Source organism: Kitasatospora sp. NPDC053057 (genome assembly GCF_044546945.1).
Taxonomy (GTDB): Bacteria; Actinomycetota; Actinomycetes; order Streptomycetales; family Streptomycetaceae; genus Kitasatospora.
In genome coordinates this window covers 67,001-88,327 of the sequence record NZ_JBITZP010000020.1, presented here as the reverse complement: position 1 = coordinate 88,327, position 21,327 = coordinate 67,001, and the positions used below count along the sequence as shown (strand labels likewise).

The 21,327-nt window shown below is 67.3% G+C and carries 35 protein-coding genes; all 35 read right to left on the bottom strand.

Annotated elements, in window-relative coordinates:
* Positions 1-132 precede the first annotated feature (132 nt).
* Entirely contained in the window at positions 133-642 is a 510-nt protein-coding gene (gene rpsI / locus ACIG5E_RS21940; RefSeq protein ID WP_229928575.1) for a 30S ribosomal protein S9, read from the bottom strand.
* Positions 643-687: 45 nt separating this feature from the next.
* The gene (gene rplM / locus ACIG5E_RS21935) at positions 688-1,131 is read right to left on the bottom strand and encodes a 50S ribosomal protein L13 (protein ID WP_030055846.1); all 444 of its coding nucleotides are present in this window, start codon (positions 1,129-1,131) and stop codon (positions 688-690) included.
* A gap of 232 nt (positions 1,132-1,363) precedes the next feature.
* Positions 1,364-3,022, bottom strand: a complete 1,659-nt coding sequence (locus tag ACIG5E_RS21930; protein WP_396535678.1) for an ABC-F family ATP-binding cassette domain-containing protein — start codon at positions 3,020-3,022, stop codon at positions 1,364-1,366.
* 41 nt (positions 3,023-3,063) lie between these two features.
* Positions 3,064-3,975 carry a tRNA pseudouridine(38-40) synthase TruA gene (gene truA, locus ACIG5E_RS21925; protein WP_396535676.1) on the bottom strand — a complete coding sequence of 304 codons (912 nt, stop codon included), beginning with the start codon at positions 3,973-3,975 and terminating at the stop codon, positions 3,064-3,066.
* A gap of 89 nt (positions 3,976-4,064) precedes the next feature.
* Positions 4,065-4,556 (bottom strand): 50S ribosomal protein L17, encoded by a 492-nt coding sequence (gene rplQ / locus ACIG5E_RS21920; RefSeq protein ID WP_396535674.1) that lies wholly within the window; start codon positions 4,554-4,556, stop codon positions 4,065-4,067.
* 127 nt (positions 4,557-4,683) lie between these two features.
* On the bottom strand, positions 4,684-5,706 hold the full coding sequence (locus tag ACIG5E_RS21915) for a DNA-directed RNA polymerase subunit alpha (RefSeq protein ID WP_030055844.1): 1,023 nt from the start codon (positions 5,704-5,706) through the stop codon (positions 4,684-4,686).
* 168 nt (positions 5,707-5,874) lie between these two features.
* Positions 5,875-6,282: a 30S ribosomal protein S11 gene (gene rpsK, locus ACIG5E_RS21910; protein ID WP_030232513.1), complete on the bottom strand. Its 408-nt coding sequence runs from the start codon at positions 6,280-6,282 to the stop codon at positions 5,875-5,877.
* A 72-nt stretch (positions 6,283-6,354) separates the two neighbouring features.
* Positions 6,355-6,735 carry a 30S ribosomal protein S13 gene (rpsM, locus tag ACIG5E_RS21905; RefSeq protein WP_030259703.1) on the bottom strand — a complete coding sequence of 127 codons (381 nt, stop codon included), beginning with the start codon at positions 6,733-6,735 and terminating at the stop codon, positions 6,355-6,357.
* A gap of 176 nt (positions 6,736-6,911) precedes the next feature.
* Positions 6,912-7,025, bottom strand: coding sequence for a 50S ribosomal protein L36 (rpmJ, locus tag ACIG5E_RS21900; protein WP_003956441.1), 114 nt, complete (start codon positions 7,023-7,025; stop codon positions 6,912-6,914).
* Positions 7,026-7,058: 33 nt separating this feature from the next.
* Positions 7,059-7,280: a translation initiation factor IF-1 gene (gene infA, locus ACIG5E_RS21895; RefSeq protein ID WP_003956442.1), complete on the bottom strand. Its 222-nt coding sequence runs from the start codon at positions 7,278-7,280 to the stop codon at positions 7,059-7,061.
* A 194-nt stretch (positions 7,281-7,474) separates the two neighbouring features.
* On the bottom strand, positions 7,475-7,900 hold the full coding sequence (gene mscL / locus ACIG5E_RS21890) for a large conductance mechanosensitive channel protein MscL (RefSeq protein ID WP_396535672.1): 426 nt from the start codon (positions 7,898-7,900) through the stop codon (positions 7,475-7,477).
* Positions 7,901-8,043: 143 nt separating this feature from the next.
* Positions 8,044-8,883 carry a type I methionyl aminopeptidase gene (map, locus tag ACIG5E_RS21885; RefSeq protein ID WP_396535670.1) on the bottom strand — a complete coding sequence of 280 codons (840 nt, stop codon included), beginning with the start codon at positions 8,881-8,883 and terminating at the stop codon, positions 8,044-8,046.
* A 116-nt stretch (positions 8,884-8,999) separates the two neighbouring features.
* Complete coding sequence (locus ACIG5E_RS21880; RefSeq protein ID WP_387616915.1) at positions 9,000-9,653, bottom strand: adenylate kinase; 654 nt, start codon at positions 9,651-9,653, stop codon at positions 9,000-9,002.
* On the bottom strand, positions 9,653-10,963 hold the full coding sequence (gene secY, locus ACIG5E_RS21875) for a preprotein translocase subunit SecY (protein ID WP_396535668.1): 1,311 nt from the start codon (positions 10,961-10,963) through the stop codon (positions 9,653-9,655). Before secY ends, ACIG5E_RS21880 begins: the two co-directional genes overlap by 1 nt.
* 338 nt (positions 10,964-11,301) lie before the next feature.
* Positions 11,302-11,754: a 50S ribosomal protein L15 gene (rplO, locus tag ACIG5E_RS21870; protein ID WP_030280790.1), complete on the bottom strand. Its 453-nt coding sequence runs from the start codon at positions 11,752-11,754 to the stop codon at positions 11,302-11,304.
* 2 nt (positions 11,755-11,756) lie between these two features.
* A complete protein-coding gene (rpmD, locus tag ACIG5E_RS21865) occupies positions 11,757-11,939 on the bottom strand; it encodes a 50S ribosomal protein L30 (protein ID WP_030055835.1) in 183 nt (60 codons plus the stop codon).
* Entirely contained in the window at positions 11,939-12,559 is a 621-nt protein-coding gene (rpsE, locus tag ACIG5E_RS21860) for a 30S ribosomal protein S5 (protein ID WP_030280788.1), read from the bottom strand. The genes rpmD and rpsE overlap by 1 nt, the downstream gene beginning before the upstream one ends.
* A 48-nt stretch (positions 12,560-12,607) precedes the next feature.
* Positions 12,608-12,991, bottom strand: a complete 384-nt coding sequence (gene rplR / locus ACIG5E_RS21855; RefSeq protein ID WP_030280785.1) for a 50S ribosomal protein L18 — start codon at positions 12,989-12,991, stop codon at positions 12,608-12,610.
* Positions 12,992-12,994: 3 nt separating this feature from the next.
* Complete coding sequence (gene rplF, locus ACIG5E_RS21850; RefSeq protein WP_396535666.1) at positions 12,995-13,534, bottom strand: 50S ribosomal protein L6; 540 nt, start codon at positions 13,532-13,534, stop codon at positions 12,995-12,997.
* 22 nt (positions 13,535-13,556) lie between these two features.
* Complete coding sequence (rpsH, locus tag ACIG5E_RS21845) at positions 13,557-13,964, bottom strand: 30S ribosomal protein S8 (protein WP_030280781.1); 408 nt, start codon at positions 13,962-13,964, stop codon at positions 13,557-13,559.
* A 287-nt stretch (positions 13,965-14,251) separates the two neighbouring features.
* On the bottom strand, positions 14,252-14,437 hold the full coding sequence (locus ACIG5E_RS21840; RefSeq protein ID WP_030055830.1) for a type Z 30S ribosomal protein S14: 186 nt from the start codon (positions 14,435-14,437) through the stop codon (positions 14,252-14,254).
* Positions 14,438-14,441: 4 nt separating this feature from the next.
* Positions 14,442-15,011 carry a 50S ribosomal protein L5 gene (gene rplE / locus ACIG5E_RS21835; protein WP_030280779.1) on the bottom strand — a complete coding sequence of 190 codons (570 nt, stop codon included), beginning with the start codon at positions 15,009-15,011 and terminating at the stop codon, positions 14,442-14,444.
* Positions 15,011-15,322 carry a 50S ribosomal protein L24 gene (rplX, locus tag ACIG5E_RS21830; protein ID WP_030263484.1) on the bottom strand — a complete coding sequence of 104 codons (312 nt, stop codon included), beginning with the start codon at positions 15,320-15,322 and terminating at the stop codon, positions 15,011-15,013. Before rplX ends, rplE begins: the two co-directional genes overlap by 1 nt.
* 15 nt (positions 15,323-15,337) lie before the next feature.
* Positions 15,338-15,709: a 50S ribosomal protein L14 gene (gene rplN / locus ACIG5E_RS21825; RefSeq protein WP_030232481.1), complete on the bottom strand. Its 372-nt coding sequence runs from the start codon at positions 15,707-15,709 to the stop codon at positions 15,338-15,340.
* A gap of 99 nt (positions 15,710-15,808) precedes the next feature.
* Positions 15,809-16,081 (bottom strand): 30S ribosomal protein S17, encoded by a 273-nt coding sequence (gene rpsQ, locus ACIG5E_RS21820; protein ID WP_030280777.1) that lies wholly within the window; start codon positions 16,079-16,081, stop codon positions 15,809-15,811.
* Positions 16,081-16,305: a 50S ribosomal protein L29 gene (gene rpmC, locus ACIG5E_RS21815; RefSeq protein ID WP_030232478.1), complete on the bottom strand. Its 225-nt coding sequence runs from the start codon at positions 16,303-16,305 to the stop codon at positions 16,081-16,083. Before rpmC ends, rpsQ begins: the two co-directional genes overlap by 1 nt.
* A complete protein-coding gene (gene rplP, locus ACIG5E_RS21810) occupies positions 16,305-16,724 on the bottom strand; it encodes a 50S ribosomal protein L16 (RefSeq protein WP_030232476.1) in 420 nt (139 codons plus the stop codon). The genes rpmC and rplP overlap by 1 nt, the downstream gene beginning before the upstream one ends.
* 5 nt (positions 16,725-16,729) lie before the next feature.
* Positions 16,730-17,554 carry a 30S ribosomal protein S3 gene (gene rpsC / locus ACIG5E_RS21805; protein ID WP_030280775.1) on the bottom strand — a complete coding sequence of 275 codons (825 nt, stop codon included), beginning with the start codon at positions 17,552-17,554 and terminating at the stop codon, positions 16,730-16,732.
* A complete protein-coding gene (gene rplV, locus ACIG5E_RS21800) occupies positions 17,554-17,901 on the bottom strand; it encodes a 50S ribosomal protein L22 (RefSeq protein WP_030280773.1) in 348 nt (115 codons plus the stop codon). Before rplV ends, rpsC begins: the two co-directional genes overlap by 1 nt.
* A gap of 82 nt (positions 17,902-17,983) precedes the next feature.
* Entirely contained in the window at positions 17,984-18,265 is a 282-nt protein-coding gene (gene rpsS / locus ACIG5E_RS21795) for a 30S ribosomal protein S19 (RefSeq protein ID WP_030280772.1), read from the bottom strand.
* Between the two features lie 11 nt (positions 18,266-18,276).
* Complete coding sequence (gene rplB / locus ACIG5E_RS21790; protein ID WP_360419391.1) at positions 18,277-19,113, bottom strand: 50S ribosomal protein L2; 837 nt, start codon at positions 19,111-19,113, stop codon at positions 18,277-18,279.
* Between the two features lie 46 nt (positions 19,114-19,159).
* On the bottom strand, positions 19,160-19,477 hold the full coding sequence (gene rplW, locus ACIG5E_RS21785) for a 50S ribosomal protein L23 (protein ID WP_030280768.1): 318 nt from the start codon (positions 19,475-19,477) through the stop codon (positions 19,160-19,162).
* Complete coding sequence (gene rplD / locus ACIG5E_RS21780) at positions 19,477-20,154, bottom strand: 50S ribosomal protein L4 (RefSeq protein ID WP_030280765.1); 678 nt, start codon at positions 20,152-20,154, stop codon at positions 19,477-19,479. Before rplD ends, rplW begins: the two co-directional genes overlap by 1 nt.
* A 5-nt stretch (positions 20,155-20,159) precedes the next feature.
* Positions 20,160-20,807, bottom strand: a complete 648-nt coding sequence (gene rplC, locus ACIG5E_RS21775; RefSeq protein WP_207810335.1) for a 50S ribosomal protein L3 — start codon at positions 20,805-20,807, stop codon at positions 20,160-20,162.
* Positions 20,808-20,821: 14 nt separating this feature from the next.
* Positions 20,822-21,130 (bottom strand): 30S ribosomal protein S10, encoded by a 309-nt coding sequence (gene rpsJ, locus ACIG5E_RS21770; protein ID WP_012785157.1) that lies wholly within the window; start codon positions 21,128-21,130, stop codon positions 20,822-20,824.
* Positions 21,131-21,327 lie beyond the last annotated feature (197 nt).

The following is a 21,327-nucleotide window of genomic DNA, read 5'->3' as shown; positions in this document are numbered from 1 at the left end:
CCACCGATGATCCCGGCCGCCGCACGTTAGCCGGGGAACACGTCGCCCCGGAGTACACGAGGTACTCCGGGGCGACGGTTTGCGCAACCAGGGGGTGCGCCGCCAGGGCGGACCGCACCCCCGGGGACGCGATTAGCGCTTGCTGTACTGCGGCGCCTTGCGGGCCTTCTTCAGACCGGCCTTCTTGCGCTCGACGGCGCGGGCGTCACGGGTCAGGAAGCCGGCCTTCTTGAGGGCGCCGCGGTTGTTGTCCACGTCGGCCTCGTTCAGGGCACGGGCGACGCCGAGGCGCAGCGCGTAGGCCTGGCCGGAGACGCCGCCACCGCTGATGCGGGCGACGACGTCGTAACGGCCGTCCAGCTCAAGGAGCTTGAAGGGCTCGTTCACGGTCTGCTGGTGCACCTTGTTCGGGAAGTAACCCTCAAGGGTGCGACCGTTGATCTTCCACTGGCCGGTGCCGGGGACGATGCGCACGCGGGCGATCGCCTCCTTGCGACGGCCCAGGCCGGCGCCCGGGGTGGCCTCGCCGAAGCGGCCGGCCAGCGACTCGGAGGTGTAGCTCTCCTCGGAGGTGTACTCGCCCTCGACGGCCTCAACGGCCTCGTCGAAGTCGACCTCAAGGGTTTCAGTGGTCTCGGCCACGGTGTTCCTCAGCTCTTTTCAGTGTTGGGGGGCTTGGTGGCCGAATTACTGCGCGACCTGGGTGATCTCGAACGGCACCGGCTGCTGGGCAGCGTGGGGGTGCTGGTCGCCCGAGTAGACCTTCAGCTTCGAGAGCATCTGGCGGCCCAGGCTGTTCTTGGGGATCATGCCCTTGATGGCCTTCTCGACGGCCTTCTCCGGGTTGTTCGCCAGCAGGTCGTCGTAGCGCACCGAGCGCAGACCGCCCGGGAAGCCCGAGTGGCGGTAGGCCAGCTTCTGGGTCTTCTTGTTACCGGACAGGTGCACCTTGTCGGCGTTGATGATGATGACGAAGTCACCAGTGTCAACGTGCGGCGCGTAGATCGCCTTGTGCTTGCCCCGGAGGAGGTTGGCGGCCTGGGAAGCCAGGCGGCCGAGCACGACGTCGGTCGCGTCGATGACGTGCCACTGACGCTGGACGTCGCCGGGCTTGGGGCTGTACGTACGCACGGTCGTAGCCTTCGCTTTTCAGTGAGTGAGTCCTGACAGGAGCACCCGGACGGAAGAGCAGCCTGGCCAACCTTGGACGCAATTCAAGGGGGACCGCTGGTCGTCGACCTGATGTCTCCGGCGTACCGACCTCTCACGTGAGATAGAGCGAGCCAATACGCACATCAAGCGTCCAGGTTACCGGGCGGGCGGGAAGCGGTCAAAAATCGCCCGCCGCCCGCCCTGCCGTCACTCAGCGTTCGCGTTCGACCCGGGTGACGTCCCAGACCGGCTCGGGCGACTCGAAGACCCGCCCGTCCGCGCCGAACACCAGGAAGCGGTCGAAGGTCTTGGCGAACCAGCGGTCGTGGGTGACGCACAGCACCGTGCCGTCGAAGGCCTCCAGCCCGGCCTGCAGCGCCTCGGCGCTCTCCAGGTCCAGGTTGTCAGTCGGCTCGTCGAGCAACAGGGCCGTCACACCGGAGAGTTCGAGCTTGAGGATCATCAGCCGGGCCTGCTGCCCGCCGGACAGCGACTCGAACTTCTGCTCCTCCTGACGGTCCAGCTCGTACCGGCGCAGCGCACCCATCGCGGCGCCGCGGCTGAGCGCGTGCTCCTCCTCGATGATCGACCGGACGGTGCGGCCGAACAGCTCCGGGTGGGCGTGGGTCTGCCGGAAGTGTCCGGGGACGACCCGGGCGCCGAGCTTCCAGTCGCCGGTGTGCTCGACCGTGCTGTCGCCGGCCAGCAGCCGCAGCAGGTGCGACTTGCCGGCGCCGTTGGCCCCCAGCACCGCGACCCGCTCGCCGTAGAAGACCTCCAGGTCGAAGGGCTGCATCAGGCCGGTGAGCTCCAGCCGCTCCATGGTGAAGGCGCGCACGCCGGTGCGCCCGCCCTTGAGCCGCATGCTGATGGTCTGCTCGCGCGGCGGCGCCTCCGGCGGGCCGGCGTCCTCGAACTTCTTCAGCCTGGTCTGGGCGGCCGCGTAGCGCGAGGCCATCTCGTGGCTGACGGCGGCGGCCTGGCGCAGGGTGACGACCAGCTTCTTGAGCTTGGCGTGCTCCTCGTCCCAGCGGCGGCGCAGCTCCTCGAAGCGCTCGAAGCGGGCCTTGCGGGCCTCGTGGAAGGTGTCGAAGCCGCCGCCGTGCACCCAGACGCTGCTGCCGGCGCCGCCGGACTCGACGCTGATGATCTTGTCGGCGGTGCGGGAGAGCAGTTCGCGGTCGTGCGAGATGAACAGGACGGTCTTCGAGGTGGCCTTGATGGCCTCCTCCAGCCAGCGCTTGGCCGGGACGTCCAGGTAGTTGTCGGGCTCGTCGAGCAGCAGCACCTCTTCGGGGCCGCGCAGCAGCGCCTCCAGCACCAGCCGCTTCTGCTCGCCGCCGGACAGGGTGTTCAGACCGCGCCACTGGGCCTTGTCGAAGGGCACGCCCAGGGCGGCCATGGTGCAGACGTCCCAGTCGGTCTCGTAGTCGTAGCCGCCGACGTCCGCCCAGTCGGAGAGCGCCTGGGCGTAGGCCATCTGCGTCTTCTCGTCGTCCTGGGCGATCATCGCCAGCTCGGCCGCGTCCACCGCGCGGGCCGCCTTGGCGATCCGCTCGGGGGCGACCGACACCAGCAGGTCGCGCACCGAGGCGTCGGCCGGCAGCGCGCCCGGGGTGGCGGACTGGTCCTCGCGCCCGGTGGTGCCGACGAACTGGCGCATCACGCCGAGCCCGCCGCTGATCGTCACCGAGCCGCCGTGCGGCTGGATGTCCCCCGCGATCATGCGCAGCAGGGTGGTCTTGCCCGCCCCGTTGGCTCCGACCAGGGCGACCGCGGCGCCCTCGCCGACCCGGAAGGACGCGTCGTCGAACAGCACCCGCCCGTCCGGCAGGTAGTACTCCAGGTGCGAAATCTCGACGTGTCCCATGGGAAGGATTGTCCCAAGCGGACGCCCCGGGCCAAAACGGATTAAGAAGCGGCGGGCTGACCGGGCAGCGTGCGCATCCGCCTGGCCTGACGGTTGCGCTCGGCGAGCTGGTCGTCCGGCGGGTAGCCGACCTCCTCCAGGGTGAGCCCGTAGGGCCGGATCACGTTGACGGCCGAGTTGCGGACCCCGCCGGCCAGCACCTCGCCGGGGAACTCCACCGGCCGGTGCCCGTCGCCGACCAGCAGCATCGCGCCGACCAGCGCCCGGACCATGTTGTGGCAGAAGGCGTCGGCCCGCACGGTGGCCACCGCGAGGGTGCCCTCCTGGCTCGCGTAGGTGTCCACCGGGACGCGGTCCCAGTGCAGCTCCAGCAGGGTGCGGATGGTGGTGGCGCCCTCGCGCTTCTTGCAGTACGCGGCGAAGTCGTGCTCGCCGAGCAGCAGCTTCGCGGCCGCGTTCATCTTCTCCACGTCCAGCGGCCGGTCGTGCCAGAGCACGTGCCCGCGCAGCAGCGGGTCGACCCCGCCGGGGTGGTCGGCGACCCGGTACGCGTACCGGCGCCAGATCGCCGAGAACCGGGCGTCGAACCCGGCCGGCGCCTCGCCGACCCGGTAGATCCGGACGTCCCCGGGCAGCCGCCCGGCCAGCCGGCGCAGCAGCTTCTCCCGGTGCGCCTCCCACAGCTCGGCCGGCAGGTCGACGTGGGCGACCTGGCCGCGGGCGTGGACGCCGGCGTCGGTGCGGCCGGCCACGGTCAGCGGGAACAGCTCCGGGCTGCGGGTGACGATCTGCAGCGCGGTCTCGATCTCCTCCTGGACCGTCCGGCGGCCGCCCTTCTGGCGGGCCCAGCCGGAGAACTCGGCGCCCTGGTAGGCGAGGTCGAGCCGGACCCGGACGTACCCGTCGGCCGGGCCGTCCTTCACCGGCGGCTGCTCGGCGCAATCGTTGACCACTGCTTCTCTTCTCCCGGGGACCTCGGAAACAAGGAACGGGCCCGCTCCCCCATCGCTGGGAGAGCGGGCCCGCAACACACCTAGAGGTGTCAGGCCTGCTCGGCGGCCTCGGCCTCGTCGGCCTTGCTGCTCTCGTCAGCCTTGGCGACGGCGGCCTCATCGGCCTCCTTGACGGCACGCTTGGTGGCGGCCTCGGCCTCGCCGACGGCGGTCTGCGCGACGGTCAGCGCCTCGACCAGCTCGATCACGGCCATCGGGGCGTTGTCGCCACGACGGGGACCGATCTTGGTGATGCGGGTGTAGCCACCCGGGCGGTTCTCGTAGCGCGGCGCGATCTCGGTGAAGAGGGTGTGCAGCACCGAGATGTCGGTGATGGTCTTGCGCACCAGGCGACGGTTGTGGATGTCGCCCTTCTTCGCCTTGGTGATCAGCTTCTCCGCCAGCGGGCGCATCCGACGGGCCTTGGCCTCGGTCGTGGTGATGCGGCCGTACTGGAACAGCTCCCGGCACAGACCGGCGAGCAGCAGCGGCTCGTGGTGCGGGCCGCCGCCGAGGCGGGCACCCTTGGTGGGACGCGGCATGGTTACTCCTTGAATCTCCGACTACGGCCGTATCAGGTACCGCAGCGGGCGTACGGGCACTGTGCCCGCACGACTTTCACGACGACGGGGGCGGTCCTCGGAAGAACCGCCCCCGCGGCCAAATCTCTTAGTACTGCTCGGTCTCCGCGTAACCCGCGTCGTCCAGGTCGTCGGCGCCGAAGGCGTCGGCGGCGGCGGTCGGGTCGAACCCGGGCGGGCTGTCCTTGAGGGCCAGGCCCATGCCGGCCAGCTTCGCCTTGACCTCGTCGATCGACTTCGCACCGAAGTTGCGGATGTCGAGCAGGTCGGCCTCGGAGCGGGCGACGAGCTCACCCACGGTGTGGATGCCCTCGCGCTTGAGGCAGTTGTAGGAGCGGACGGTGAGCTCCAGCTCCTCGATCGGCAGCGCCAGGTCGGCGGCCAGGGCGGCGTCCGTCGGGGACGGGCCCATGTCGATGCCCTCGGCGTCGATGTTCAGCTCGCGGGCGAGGCCGAACAGCTCCACCAGGGTCTTGCCGGCCGAGGCCATGGCGTCGCGCGGACGCATGGCGGGCTTGGTCTCGACGTCGACGATCAGCTTGTCGAAGTCGGTCCGCTGCTCGACACGGGTGGCCTCGACCTTGTAGGTGACCTTCAGCACGGGGCTGTAGATCGAGTCGACCGGGATGCGGCCGATCTCCTGGCCGGAGGCCTTGTTCTGGACGGCGGAGACGTAGCCGCGACCGCGCTCGACGGTCAGCTCCATCTCCAGCTTGCCCTTGCCGTTGAGGGTGGCGAGGACCAGCTCGGGGTTGTGCACCTCGACACCCGCCGGCGGGGCGATGTCGGCGGCGGTGACGACACCCGGGCCCTGCTTGCGCAGGTACATCACGACCGGCTCGTCGTGCTCCGAGGAGACGACCAGCTGCTTGATGTTGAGGATGAGGTCGGTCACGTCCTCCTTGACGCCCGGCACGGTGGTGAACTCGTGCAGGACGCCGTCGATGCGGATGCTGGTGACAGCGGCACCCGGGATCGACGACAGGAGCGTGCGGCGCAGGGAGTTGCCGAGGGTGTAGCCGAAGCCCGGCTCCAGCGGCTCGATCACGAACCGGGAGCGGAACTCGTCGACGACCTCTTCGGTCAGCGAGGGACGCTGAGCGATAAGCATGGGGTTTCGATCCTCCAGTCTTCGGCGCCCACTATTTGACGCCGAACGGATGGCCATGAGGCGATGGCCTCATGCCAAGCGTACGGGCTCCTGCGCGCTGTGTTGAATCAACTGCGCGGGAGCCCGTACGACGTTCACAGCAGAGGCTGCGTGCCCGAAGGCGCTGCGTCAGACGCGGCGGCGCTTCGGCGGACGGCAGCCGTTGTGCGGGGTGGGGGTGACGTCCTGGATCGAGCCGACCTCCAGGCCGGTGGCCTGGAGCGAACGGATCGCGGTCTCGCGGCCGGAGCCCGGACCCTTCACGAAGACGTCAACCTTGCGCATGCCGTGCTCCTGCGCGCGACGGGCAGCGGCCTCGGCGGCCATCTGCGCGGCGAACGGGGTGGACTTGCGCGAGCCCTTGAAGCCGACGTGGCCGGCGGAGGCCCAGGAGATCACGTTGCCCGCGGGGTCGGTGATCGAAACGATGGTGTTGTTGAACGTGCTCTTGATGTGCGCGTGGCCGTGAGCGACGTTCTTCTTTTCCTTGCGGCGGATCTTCTTCGCGCCGGCAGCCTGACGACCCTTGGGGGGCATAAGTCTGTTCTCCTACTGAGGTGGTCGGTCCGCTGACCCGCGGGCCGGAGGGATGTCCGGTTACGGGACGGACTACTTCTTGCCCGGCTTCTTCTTACCGGCGATCGCGCGACGCGGGCCCTTACGGGTACGCGCGTTGGTGTGGGTGCGCTGGCCGCGGACCGGCAGGCCACGGCGGTGACGCAGACCCTCGTAGCAGCCGATCTCGACCTTGCGGCGGATGTCGGCGGCCACCTCACGGCGGAGGTCACCCTCGACCGTGTAGTTGGCGTCGATGTACTGGCTCAGCTTGACCAGGTCTTCCTCGGTGATGTCGCGAACGCGGACATCCGGGTTGACGCCGGTCTCGGCGAGGGTCTGCTGGGCGCGGGTACGGCCGATGCCGTACACGTAGGTGAGGGCGATCTCGATCCGCTTCTCACGGGGGAGATCAACGCCGGCGAGGCGTGCCATTCAAGGCTCCTGTGATTCTTCAGAGGTCTGGCGAGCCACCTACTCCGACACCTCACGGTGAGGGAGCCCCGGCCTCTGACCGGGGGCGGCAGTCCGTCCCGCACGGGACGGATCGGGTGACCCGCTTATGACGTTTTCGCGTCGCGCGAAGTACTACGAGAAATGCTGGGGAGAGATCAGCCCTGGCGCTGCTTGTGGCGCAGGTTGTCGCAGATCACCATGACCCGGCCGTGGCGGCGGATCACCTTGCACTTGTCGCAGATCTTCTTGACGCTCGGCTTGACCTTCATGTTTCAGGTTCTCCGGGTCTAGATCTGACGTTCTTACTTGTAGCGGTAGACGATCCGGCCGCGCGTGAGGTCGTAGGGGCTGAGCTCCACGACGACCCGGTCGTCCGGCAGGATGCGGATGTAGTGCATGCGCATCTTGCCACTGATGTGCGCGAGGACCTTGTGACCGTTCTGCAGCTCGACCTTGAACATCGCGTTCGGAAGAGACTCGATCACGGTGCCCTCGATCTCAATGGCGCCTTGCTTCTTAGCCATGAACTGCGAGATCCACCTTCCGGGACCGGCTACCGTATGCGGAACGCTCGTGCGAACCTGGGTTCACCCCATCCCCGAGGGGAAGAGGGCGTGCTGAAGCACGCTACGAGTGAGCCGACGGTCCATCCTACGCCAGCGCGCCCCACGGGCCAAAACGGGGGTACCGGAAGGAGTCCGTCGTCACACCCGGCGCCTCAGACCCCGGTGGAGACGGTCAGCGGCTCGACGTGGGCGGTGCAGGCCGAGCAGCGGCGGGCGGCCTCGGGGATCTCTGTCAGGCACTCGGGGCAGGGGCGCTTCGGGGCCTTCGGCTTCTTCGGCAGGTAGCGCGCGGTGGCCTTGGTGACCGGCAGCACGATGCAGAAGTAGAGCACCGCGGCGGTCATGAAGAACGCGATCAGCACGTTCAGGAACTGGCCGTACGGGAACGTGACATGGGCGATCGTCGCCTTGTACGAGCTGAAGTCGCCGGCCGCGCCGATCACCACGCCCACCAGCGGGGTGAGGAACGCGGACACGAAGCCGGTCACCACCGCGGTGAACGCGGCGCCGATGACCACACCGACGGCCATGTCGACGACGTTGCCGCGCATCATGAAGTCGCGGAATCCCTTGAGCACGTGTTCTCTCCTGCATCGATCGAAGGCCAGTCAAGCCGCAGACTGCCACTGCCAGCCGATAAAAAATAGGACAAAAGCCCTGGAGGTCCAAACCTCCAGGGCTCTGATCCCTTGTCAGGAGCGGCAGTTCGCCGCCGCGGCGACTAGGCCAGCGGGTCCGGAGCCGCGGTGATGCCCAGCTTGGCGAGCTCGGCCTTGCCGCCGTCGAAGGCGGTCAGCACCAGCGGGCCCTGCTCGGTGACGGCCACCGAGTGCTCCCAGTGCGAGGCCCAGGTGCCGTCGTTGGTGACGACCGTCCAGTCGTCGTCCAGCACGGCGGTGTGCGGGGTGCCCAGCGAGACCATCGGCTCGATCGCCAGCACGGTGCCGGGGACGAGCTTCGGGCCCTTGCCGCGGCCGCGCTCGACGTAGTTCAGCACGTGCGGTTCCATGTGCATCGCGGTGCCGATGCCGTGGCCGCCGTAGCCCTCGGTGATGCCCCACTTGCCCTTGGGCGGCAGCGGCTGGCGGCGGATGTAGCCCTCGATCGCCTTGGAGACGTCCACCAGGCGGTTGCTCTTCTTCATCTGGGCGATGCCGGCCCACATCGAGCCCTCGGTCACCCGGCTCAGCATCTCGACCTCCGGGCGGACCTCGCCGACCGCCACGGTGATCGCCGCGTCGCCGTGCCAGCCGTCCAGGATGGCGCCGCAGTCGATCGAGATGATGTCGCCCTCCTGCAGCACCCGGTCACCCGGGATGCCGTGCACGACCTCGTTGTTCACCGAGGCGCAGATCACCCCGGGGAACCACAGGCCGCCGTGGTGGGCGCGGAAGTTCGAGGTGGCGCCGTGGTCGGTGATCACCTTGTCGGCGATGTCGTTGAGCTCCTGGGTGGTCACCCCGGGAGCGACCGCCTCGCGGCAGGCCTTCAGCGCCTCGGCGACGACCAGCCCGGCCGCTCGCATCTTCGCGATCTGCTCGGGGGTCTTGATCTCCACCATCAGGGTCACGCCTTCCAAGTCCGGATTACCACTGCCTACCACCGTACGACGCCGAAACGGCCGGGCAGCCCGCTCCACGGGCGACCCGGCCGTACGCCGTACCTCGCTGAGGGACCTCAGCCGTTCTGCTTCAGCGCCTCGATCGCGCGCTGGGTGACCTCGTCCACCTTGCCGAGGGCCGAGATGGTCGCCACCAGGCCCTGCTGGACGTAGTAGTCGATGATCGGCTCGGTCTCCGTGTGGTAGACCTCCAGGCGGGTGCGCACCTTCTCCTCGGTGTCGTCCGAGCGCTGGTACAGCTCGCCGCCGCACTCGTCGCAGACGCCCTCGACCTTCGGCGGGTTGTAGTCCACGTGGAAGACGTGGCCCCCGTCGTTGCGGCACAGGCGGCGGCCGGCGATCCGGCGGACGACCTCGTCCTCGGGGACCTCCAGGTCCAGCACGCCGTCCAGCTTGATGCCCTGCTCGGCGAGGAACTCGTCGAGCGCCTTGGCCTGGCCCAGGTTGCGGGGGAAGCCGTCGAGCAGGAAGCCGTTGGCGGCGTCCGCCTGGAGCATGCGGTCCTTGGCCATCCCGATGGTGACCTCATCCGGCACCAGGCGACCCGCGTCCATGTAGCTCTTGGCCTCGAGCCCCAGCGGGGTGCCCTGACCGATGTTGGCGCGGAACAGGTCGCCGGTGGAGATGTGGGGGATGGACAGGGTCTTGGCGAGCAGGTGCGCCTGAGTACCCTTCCCGGCCCCGGGAGGACCAACGAGGACGATACGCATCAGCGGAGGAACCCTTCGTAATTGCGCTGCTGGAGCTGGCTCTCGATCTGCTTCACAGTTTCGAGTCCGACGCCGACGACGATGAGAACGCTGGTGCCGCCGAACGGGAAGTTGGTCTGCTGTCCGAAGGCGACCAGGGCGATCATCGGGATCAACGCGATCAGGCCCAGGTAGAGCGAACCCGGCCACGTGATTCGGGTCAGCACGTAGTTCAGGTACTCGGCCGTCGGCCGACCGGCCCGGATGCCCGGGATGAAGCCACCATACTTCTTCATATTGTCGGCAACTTCTTCGGGGTTGAAGGAGATGGCGACGTAGAAGAAGGCGAAGAAGACGATCAGCAGGAAGTACGTCGCCATGTAGATCGGGTGATCACCCTTGACGAAGTTCTGCTTGATCCACACCGCCCAGCCCGACTGGCTGTTGGTCAGCTGGACCACCAGGGCGGGGATGTACAGCAGCGACGAGGCGAAGATGACCGGGATGACACCGGCCTGGTTCACCTTGAGCGGGATGTAGGTCGAGGTGCCGCCGAACGCCCGGCGGCCGATCATCCGCTTCGCGTACTGGACCGGGATCCGACGCTGGGCCTGCTCGACGAAGATGACCAGCATCACGACGATGACGCCGACCGCGACCACGGACAGGAACTCGACCCAGCCGCCGCCGATGGTGCCGGACTGCTTGATGGCCCACATCGAGGACGGGAACTGCGCGGCGATCGAGGTGAAGATCAGCAGCGACATGCCGTTGCCGATGCCGCGGTCGGTGATCAGCTCGCCCAGCCACATGATGACCGTGGTGCCGGCCGTCATCGTGATGACCATGACGGCGATCCGGAACACCGAGGTGTCCGGCACGATCTGGTTGGCATACACGCAGCCCGAGAACAGCGCACCGCTGGAGGCCGTCGCCACGATGCCGGTGCCCTGGAGCACGGCGAGCGCGATGGTCAGGTAGCGGGTGTACTGGGTGATCTTCGCCGTGCCGGCCTGCCCCTCCTTCTTCAGCGCCTCGAGTCGCGGGATCACGACGGTGAGGAGCTGGAGGATGATGCTCGCCGTGATGTACGGCATGATGCCGAGGGCGAAGATCGTCAGCTGGAGGAGCGCGCCACCGCTGAACAGGTTGACGAGTCCGAAGAGGCCGTTGTTCTTGGTCTCCTTCACGCACTCGTTCACGGCCGTGAAGCTCACGCCCGGGATCGGAATGTGCGAGCCCAGCCGGAACAGCACCATGATGCCCAGCGTGAACAGCAGCTTCTTGCGCAGGTCGGGCGTCTGGAACGCCCGCGCGAACGCACTGAGCACGGTGCCTCCTGCGCCTCCCGCGCGTCGTCGGCGGGAGGGTCGGTCCTGGAATGGGGAGTTTGCGGTTCGGGCTCCCGTACAGACGGCACAGGCGAGCCTACGCGCAGCCTACAAGGGAACTCCACGGACTCTAACAGTGCGCGGCCACTCGAAAGAAGCGCGTACGGCCGCTCCCCCACTCACGGGGGTACGGGATGCCCGGTTTTGCCACACAAAAGAACGAGGCCCGGTGCCACCCGATTTCGGCCCCGGAGTGAAAGGGCCGGTAAAGGCACGAGCCCCGCACCTCCCGGAGGAGGTGCGGGGCTCGAAGCCGGTTGTCGGCGGGTTCAGCGGGCTCAGACGAGCTCGGTGACCGTACCGCCGGCGGCCTTGATCTTCTCGGCGGCCGAGCCGGAGACGGCGTCGACCGTCACCTGCAGCGCAACCGAGACCTCGCCGGTGCCGAGCACCTTGACGAGGGAGTTCTTGCGAACCGCGCCCTTGGCGACCAGGTCCTCGACCGTGACCTCGCCACCCTGCGGGTAGAGCTCGGCCAGCTTGTCGAGGTTGACAACCTGGAACGTGATCTTGAACGGGTTCTTGAAGCCCTTCAGCTTCGGCAGGCGCATGTGGAGCGGCATCTGGCCACCCTCGAAGCGCTGCGGAACCTGGTAGCGGGCCTTGGTGCCCTTGGTACCACGACCGGCGGTCTTACCCTTGGAACCCTCACCACGACCCACACGGATCTTGTCGGTCTTGGCACCCGGGGCGGGACGCAGGTTGTGGATCTTGATCGGGTTGTCGCCCATGATCAGTCCACCTCCTCAACCGTCACCAGGTGACGGACCGTGTGGGCCATCCCGCGGATCTCGGGACGGTCCTCCTTCACCACGACGTCGTGCATGCGCTTGAGACCAAGCGAACGCAGGGTGTCACGGTGGTTCTGCTTGCTGCCGATGTACGACTTGGTCTGCGTGATCTTCAGGCGAGCCATCAGGCGCTCACCCCAGCAGCACGCGCCCGCAGCAGAGCGGCGGGGGCCACGTCCTCCAGCGGCAGGCCACGACGGGCGGCGATCTCCTCGGGGCGGACGAGGCCCTTCAGAGCAGCCACGGTGGCGTGCACGATGTTGATCGCGTTGTCCGAGCCGAGCGACTTCGACAGGATGTCGTGGATGCCGGCGCACTCCAGGACGGCGCGCACCGGACCACCGGCGATAACACCGGTACCGGGGGCGGCGGGCTTCAGCAGCACGACGCCGGCGGCCTTCTCACCCTGAATCGGGTGCGGGATGGTGCCCTGGATACGGGGGACGCGGAAGAAGTTCTTCTTGGCCTCCTCAACGCCCTTGGCGATGGCGGCCGGAACCTCCTTCGCCTTGCCGTAACCGACACCCACGGTGCCCTCGCCATCGCCCACCACGACGAGCGCGGTGAAGCTGAAGCGACGGCCACCCTTGACAACCTTGGCGACACGGTTGATCGCGACGACGCGCTCGACGTAAGCGGTCTTCTCGACAGCCTGGGCGTTGCCCTGACCGTCACGCTTACGGTCGCGCCGCTCGCCACCCGTGCCGCGACCGGCGCCGCCTTCGCGGCGCTGGGGTCCAGCCATTGGAATTACCTCTCTCGTTTACGTCCGTCGACAGAGTCGACGAGCGGCTTAGAAGTCGAGCCCGGCCTCGCGAGCCGCGTCCGCCAGGGCGGCGATGCGGCCGGCGTACCGGTTGCCCGCGCGGTCGAAGACGACCGACTCGATGCCGGCGGCCTTGGCGCGCTCGGCGACCAGGCTCCCGACCTTCTTGGCCAGCTCGGTCTTGTCGCCCTCGGCGCCCTTGATGGACACGTCGAGGGTGGACGCCGACGCCAGGGTGTGACCCTTGGCGTCGTCGATGACCTGGGCGACCATGTGACGGTTCGAGCGCGTCACGACGAGGCGCGGACGCACCTCGGTGCCGACGACGCGCTTGCGAACGCGGATCGCGCGGCGCTTGCGAGCGGCGCTCTTGTAGGCGTTGCCCTTGCCGATCTTGACAGAGACACTCATCGCTTACTTACCACTCTTTCCGACCTTGCGGCGGATGACCTCGCCCGCGTACTTGACACCCTTGGCCTTGTACGGGTCGGGCTTGCGCAGCTTGCGGATGTTGGCGGCGATCTCGCCGACCTTCTGCTTGTCGATGCCGTCCACGTGGAACTTGGTGGGCGACTCGACGACGAAGGAGATGCCCTCCGGCGCGGTGATCAGGATCGGGTGGCTGTAGCCCAGCGCGAACTCCATGTCGGAGCCCTTCGCCGTGACTCGGTAGCCGACACCGCTGATCTCCAGCGACTTGCGGTAGCCCGCGGTCACGCCGGTGATCATGTTCGCCACCAGCGTGCGGGTCAGGCCGTGCAGGGCCTTCGAGCGACGCTCGTCGTTCGGGCGGGAGACGAGCACGGTGCCGTCCTCGCCCTTGCCGATCTCGATCGGCTCAGCGACAACGTGGGTGAGGGAACCCTTGGGGCCCTTCACCGCGACCGTCTGGCCATCGATGGTGACGTCCACGCCAGCGGGGACCTGGATGGGCAGCCGTCCAATGCGCGACATTGCTGTACCTCCGTTTCCCGAATTACCAGACGTAGGCGAGAACTTCTCCGCCTACGCCCTTCTTGGCGGCCTGCTTGTCGGTCAGGAGGCCGGACGACGTGGAGATGATCGCCACGCCCAGGCCGCCGAGCACCTTCGGCAGGTTGGTGGACTTTGCGTAAACGCGCAGACCCGGCTTGCTGATGCGCTTGATGCCGGCAATGGAGCGCTCACGGTTGGGGCCGAACTTGAGCTCGATGGTCAGCTTCTTGCCGACCTCGCCCTCAGCGGGCTCCTCAACCTTGTAGGAGGAGATGTACCCCTCCTGCTGCAGGATCTGGGCGACGTGCGCCTTGATCTTGCTCGCCGGCATCGCCACGGAGTCGTGGTACGCCGAGTTCGCGTTACGCAGACGCGTGAGCATGTCTGCGATGGGGTCGGTCATGGTCATGATGGCCTCAGGCCTCTCTCGCCGTGGTTTCTCCGCGCCAGGTCCCCCTTCCGCACTCTTCCGAGTTCGTCAGGGGCACAAGCGCAGGGGACCTGCGACGTAGTAAGACTGGGTGCGAGCCCTCCCAGAAGAGGACCACGGACATCCATGGGGAAGCCGTGGCAGGGGGCCCGACCCCACTACCTTACGGGAATCCGTACGGCAGCCCAAACCTCAGCATTGTGAGATCGGCGGGCGGTGTGGGATCGGGCACCTCTGCTTCGCTGGCAGTGCCTAAAGCTCTGGGATTACCAGGAGCTCTTGGTCACGCCCGGCAGCTCGCCGCGGTGCGCCATCTCACGGAGGCAGACACGGCACAGGCCGAACTTGCGGTACACCGAGTGCGGACGGCCGCAGCGCTGGCACCGGGTGTAGGCCCGGACGCCGAACTTCGGCTTGCGCTCGGACTTCGCGATGAGGGACTTCTTCGCCATTGGCTCACGCCTCCTTGAACGGGAAGCCCAGAGCGCGCAGGAGCGCCCGGCCCTCGTCGTCGGTCTGAGCGGTGGTCACGACGGTGATGTCCATACCGCGCTGACGGTCGACCTTGTCCTGGTCGATCTCGTGGAACATAACCTGCTCGGTCAGACCGAAGGTGTAGTTGCCACGGCCGTCGAACTGCTTCGGGGAGAGGCCACGGAAGTCACGGATTCGCGGCAGGGCCAGCGAAACCAGACGGTCCAGGAACTCCCACATGCGGTCACCGCGAAGGGTGACGTGGGTGCCGATCGGCTGGCCCTCGCGCAGCTTGAACTGCGCGATGGACTTGCGAGCCTTGGTCACGGCCGGCTTCTGACCGGTGATCGCGGTCAGGTCGCGGATCGCGCCCTCGATCAGCTTGCTGTCACGGGCGGCCTCGCCGACACCCATGTTGACCACGACCTTGACCAGGCCGGGGATCAGCATGACGTTCTCGTACGAGAACTGCTCCTGCAGCTGGCCCTTGATCTCGGAGTTGTAACGCTCCTTGAGGCGGGGGGCCACCTTCTCAACAGTCGTCTCAGACATCAGATGTCCTCACCGGTCCGCTTGGCAACGCGGATCTTGTTGCCCTGGTCGTCGAAGCGGTAACCGACGCGGGTGACGACCTTCTTGCCGTCCTTCTCCACGACCAGCTGGACGTTGGAGACGTGCACCGGGGCCTCGACGGTCACGATGCCACCCTGGGTACCCGGACCCGGCTTGGTGTGCTTCTTGACCCGGTTGACACCCTCGACCAGGACCTTGTTCTCAGCCGGCATGGCCTGGATGACCTTGCCCTGCTTGCCCTTGTCCTTGCCGGTGATGACCTGGACCAGGTCACCCTTCTTGATCTTCATGCTGTTCGCCATGGGTTAGAGCACCTCCGGCGCCAGCGAGATGATCTTCATGAACTTCTTGTCGCGCAGCTCGCGGCCGACCGGGCCGAAGATGCGGGTGCCACGGGGGTCACCCTCAGTGTTCTTCAGCACGACAGCGGCGTTCTCGTCGAAGCGGATGTACGAGCCATCCGGACGACGACGCTCCTTGACGGTGCGGACGACGACGCACTTGACGACGTCACCCTTCTTCACCGAACCACCGGGGATCGCGTCCTTGACGGTCGCGACGATGACGTCCCCGATTCCGGCGTAGCGGCGACCGGAGCCACCGAGAACACGGATGCAAAGGATCTCCTTGGCACCAGTGTTGTCGGCAACACGCAGTCGCGACTCCTGCTGGATCACAGCTTTCTCCTGATCGTCAACGAGAGTCGACGGGCCGGCCGCTGCTCACACCGGCGTCCTGGGACCCGGTGCACATACGGCCGTACCACATCGGCTTCGTTACTTGGCCTTCTCGAGGATCTCGACGACGCGCCAGCGCTTCGTCGCGGACAGCGGGCGGGTCTCCGCGAGGAGGACCCGGTCGCCCACGCCGCACGCGTTCTGCTCGTCGTGCGCCTTCAGCTTGTTCGTACGGCGGATGACCTTGCCGTACAGAGCGTGCTTGACGCGGTCCTCGACGGCGACGACGACGGTCTTGTCCATCTTGTCGCTGACGACGAGACCCTCACGGGTCTTGCGGAAACCGCGCGTCTCGTTGGTGTTCTCAGTCATCAGGCGTTCTCCACCGTCTCGATGCCCAGCTCGCGCTCGCGCATCAGGGTGTAGATCCGCGCGATGTCCTTACGGACGAGCTTGAGCCGTCCGTGGTTGTCGAGCTGCCCGGTCGCCGCCTGGAAGCGGAGGTTGAACAGCTCCTCCTTGGCCTCGCGCAGCTTGGCAACGAGACCCTCGTTGTCCAGCGAGCGAAGCTCAGCAGCCTTGGTAGCGGCCGACATCAGCTCTCACCGTCCTCGCGCCGGACGATCCGGCACTTCATCGGCAGCTTGTGCGCGGCGCGGGTGAGCGCCTCGCGAGCAACCTTCTCGTTCGGGTACGACAGCTCGAACATGACCCGACCCGGGTGCACGTTCGCGATCCACCACTCCGGCGAACCCTTACCGGAACCCATGCGGGTCTCGGCCGGCTTCTTGGTGAGCGGGCGGTCCGGGTAGATGTTGATCCAGACCTTGCCGCCACGACGGATGTGACGGGTGATCGCGATACGAGCGGACTCGATCTGACGGTTCGTCACGTAGGCCGGGGTCACGGCCTGGATGCCGAACTGGCCGAACGCCAGCTCGGTGCCACCCTTGGCAGCGCCGCGGCGCTTCGGGTGGTGCTGCTTGCGGTGCTTGACCCGACGGGGGATCAGCATTGCGGTCAGGCCTCCGTTCCGGTGTTCTCAGCAGCCGGAGCCTCGACGGCCGCGGCCGCGGGGGCCTCGGCAGCGGCGGGACGACGGCCACGGCCACCGCGCTCGCCACCACGGCGCTCGCCACCGCGGGCGGGACGACCACCCTCGGGACGGGCCGGGCGGTTGCCCGAGCGGGCAGCGGCGTTCTCAGCGCGGACCTCGGCGATGTTCTTGACGTCGCCCTTGTAGATCCAGACCTTCACGCCGATGCGGCCGAAGGTGGTCTTGGCCTCGAAGAAGCCGTAGTCGACGTTCGCACGCAGGGTGTGCAGCGGCACGCGACCCTCGCGGTAGAACTCCGAACGGCTCATCTCGGCGCCGCCGAGACGACCGGAGCACTGGACCTTGATGCCCTTGGCGCCGGACTTCATGGTGCCCTGCATCGACTTGCGCATGGCACGACGGAAGGAGACGCGGGAGGACAGCTGCTCCGCGACGCCCTGAGCCACGAGCTGGGCGTCCAGCTCGGGGTTCTTGACCTCGAGGATGTTCAGCTGGACCTGCTTGCCGGTCAGCTTCTCGAGGTCGCCGCGGATGCGGTCGGCCTCGGTGCCACGGCGACCGATGACGATGCCGGGGCGAGCGGTGTGGATGTCAACGCGGACGCGGTCGCGGGTGCGCTCGATCTCGACCTTGGAGATGCCGGCGCGCTCCATGCCCTTCGTCATCATGCGACGAATGGCAACGTCTTCCTTGACGTAGTCCTTGTACAGCTTGTCGGCGTACCAGCGGGACTTGAAGTCCGTGCTGATGCCGAGGCGGAACCCGTGCGGGTTAACCTTCTGGCCCATTACCGGGTCCCTTCCTTGCTGCTGACGACCACGGTGATGTGGCTGGTCCGCTTGCGGATCCGGTAGGCACGGCCCTGGGCACGCGGACGGAACCGCTTCAGGGTCGGACCCTCGTCAACGTACGCCTCGGAGATGTAGAGGTCGTCCACGTTGGAGTGGTTGTAGTTGTGCGCGGCGTTGGCAATGGCGCTGTCGAGCACCTTGCCGACCGGCACGGTGGCTGCCTGCGGAGCGAAACGCAGGACGGCCTGGGCCTCCGTGGCATTCATGCCACGGATGAGGTCCACCACGCGGCGGGCCTTCATGGGCGTCACGCGGATGTACCGCGCCTGTGCCCTGGCTTCCATGGTTGTCCCCTTAATGGAGTAAGTCATTGAGTCTTTTTGGCGCGCAAGCTCAGCCCGTGGCCAGGAGCCACTGATGGGCTCTCTAGCGACGCTTCGACTTCCGGTCTTCCTTCACGTGGCCACGGAAGGTGCGGGTCGGAGCGAACTCGCCGAGCTTGTGGCCGACCATCGACTCGGTGACGAACACCGGGACGTGCTTACGGCCATCGTGAACCGCGATCGTGTGACCGAGCATGCTCGGGGAGATCACGGAGCGACGGGACCAGGTCTTGATGACGTTCTGGGTACCCGCCTCGTTCTGAGCGTCCACCTTCTTGATGAGGTGGCCGTCGATGAAGGGGCCCTTCTTGAGACTGCGCGGCATCTGACCTGCTCCTAGCGCTTCTTGTTGGTCTTGCGGCGGCGCACGATGAGCTTGTCCGACGCCTTGTTCGGGCGACGGGTACGGCCCTCGGGCTTACCCCACGGCGAGACCGGGTGGCGACCACCGGAGGTCTTACCCTCACCACCACCGTGCGGGTGGTCGATCGGGTTCATGGCGACACCACGCACGGTCGGGCGGACGCCCTTCCAGCGCATGCGGCCGGCCTTGCCCCAGTTGATGTTCGACTGCTCGGCGTTGCCGACCTCGCCGACGGTGGCGCGGCAGCGCGCGTCCACCAGGCGGATCTCACCGGAGGGCATGCGCAGGTGCGCCATGCGACCCTCACGGGCGAGCAGCTGGATGCCGGAACCGGCGGAGCGGGCCAGCTTGGCACCGCCACCGGGACGCAGCTCCACCGCGTGGATGGTGGTACCGACCGGGATGTTGCGCAGCGGCAGGTTGTTGCCCGGCTTGATGTCGGCGCCAGCGCCGTTCTCAATCCGGTCACCCTGCGTGATGCCGCGCGGCGCGATGATGTAGCGCTTCTCGCCGTCCGCGTAGTGCAGGAGCGCGATGCGCGCGGTGCGGTTCGGGTCGTACTCGATGTGCGCGACCTTGGCCGGCACGCCGTCCTTGTCGTGACGACGGAAGTCGATCACGCGGTAGGCGCGCTTGTGACCGCCACCCTGGTGGCGAGCGGTGACACGACCGGCGTTGTTGCGGCCGCCCTTGCTGTGCAGGGGGCGAACCAGCGACTTCTCCGGGGTGGACCGCGTGATTTCTACGAAGTCGGCCACGCTGGAGCCACGACGGCCCGGCGTAGTCGGCTTGTACTTGCGGATGCCCATTTGGCTCTCTCGTCCTCGTCCTAATCGACGATCACGATCTCCTGGTTCAGGAGACCGGACCACCGAAGATGTCGATGCGGTTGCCCTCGGCCAGCGTCACGATGGCGCGCTTGGTGTCCTTGCGCTTGCCAAAGCCCGTCTTGGAGCGCTTGCGCTTGCCCTGACGGTTGATCGTGTTGACAGCCTCGACCTTGACCGAGAAGACCGCCTCGACGGCCTGCTTGATCTGGGTCTTGTTGGCGCCCGGAGACACGATGAACGTGTACTTGTTCTCGTCGAGGAGCGAGTAGCTCTTCTCGGAGATGACCGGCTTCACCAGGACGTCACGGGGGTCCGTGAACGTCTTGCTCGTAACGTCGCTCATCAGGCGGCGCTCCCTTCGAGCTCGCCCTCAGCGGCAACGGCCTTGGCGGACGCGGCCGGACCGGCCACGAAACGCTCGAAGGCGGCCTGGGTGAAGACCACATCGTCGGAGACGAGCACGTCGTAGGTGTTCAGCTGACCGGCGTCCAGGATGTGGACGTTCGGCAGGTTGCGAGCGGACTTGAGGCCCAGCTCGTCCGAGCGCTCGACGACCAGGAGGACGTTCTTGCGGTCGGTGATCTTGCCGAACAGGCCCTTGGCGGCCTTGGTCGACGGCGCCTCGGTCGCGGTCACGCCGGTGACGACGTGAATGCGGTTGTGGCGGGCCCGGTCGGTGAGCGCACCGCGCAGGGCGGCGGCGATCATCTTCTTCGGGGTCCGCTGCGAGTAGTCGCGCGGCACGGGACCGTGCACGACGCCACCGCCGGCGAACTGCGGCGCACGGGTCGAGCCCTGACGGGCGCGGCCGGTGCCCTTCTGGCGGTACGGCTTCTTGCCGCCACCGCGGACCTCGCCACGAGTCTTGGTCTTGTGGGTGCCCTGACGGGCCGCAGCGAGCTGCGCCACGACGACCTGGTGCATCAGCGGAACGCTGACCTTCGCGTCGAAGATCTCGGCCGGCAGCTCCAGGCTGCCGGTCTTGTCGCCAGCCGGCGACAGGATGTCAATGGTGCTCATATCCTTCACAGCCCCTTCGCCGCGGTGCGGACGAGGACGAGGCCGCCGTTCGGGCCCGGGACGGCGCCCTTGATGAGCAGCAGGCCCTTCTCCGCGTCGACCGCGTGCACGGTCAGGTTCTGGGTGGTCACACGCTCGTGGCCCATCCGACCAGCCATGCGCAGGCCCTTGAACACACGGCCCGGGGTGGCGCAGCCACCGATGGAACCGGGCGAGCGGTGCTTGCGCTGGGTGCCGTGACCGGCGCCGAGACCCTTGAAGTTGTGACGCTTCATGACACCGGCGAAGCCCTTGCCCTTGGAGGTGCCGGTCACGTCGACCTTGACACCCGCCTCGAACAGCTCGGCGGTGATCTCCTGGCCCAGGGTGTACTCGGACGCGTCCGAGGTACGGATCTCGACCAGGTGGCGGCGCGGGGTGACACCGGCCTTGGCGAAGTGGCCCGCGAGGGGCTTGTTCACCTTACGGGGGTCGATCTCGCCGAAGCCGAGCTGGACGGCGCTGTAGCCGGCCGGGCTGTCGGCGGTGTGGACCTGGGTCACGACATTCGGCCCAGCCTTGACGACGGTCACCGGAACGACCCGGTTGTTCTCGTCCCAGACCTGGGTCATGCCGAGCTTCTCGCCCAGGATGCCCTTAATCTGCTTAGCCATCTTCGGTGCGCCTCTCAGAGCTTGATCTCGATGTCGACGCCCGCCGGCAGGTCGAGACGCATGAGCGAGTCAACCGTCTTCGGCGTGGGGTCGAGGATGTCGATCAGACGCTTGTGAGTACGCATCTCGAAGTGCTCGCGCGAGTCCTTGTACTTGTGCGGCGAGCGGATGACGCAGTACACGTTCTTCTCAGTGGGCAGCGGCACCGGGCCTGCGACCTGCGCACCAGTACGGATCACCGTCTCGACGATCTTCTTCGCCGAGGAGTCGATGACCTCGTGGTCGTAGGCCTTGAGCCGGATGCGGATCTTCTGTCCCGCCATGGCTACTCAGTAGTCCTTTGTCCTTAGTCACTTCACGACTCCCCTCCGACCCCCGCGCTCGGGCGTGTCGCACTCGCGCTTGCAAAAAACCGGCGAAGTACTTCGTCGGTTTCGAACTTTCGGGGTGGGGGGCAGCCGGGCCGAGGCCCCGCACACGCTTCCCGGAAGATTCCCGTACTTTCGCCCCGCAGCTGCCG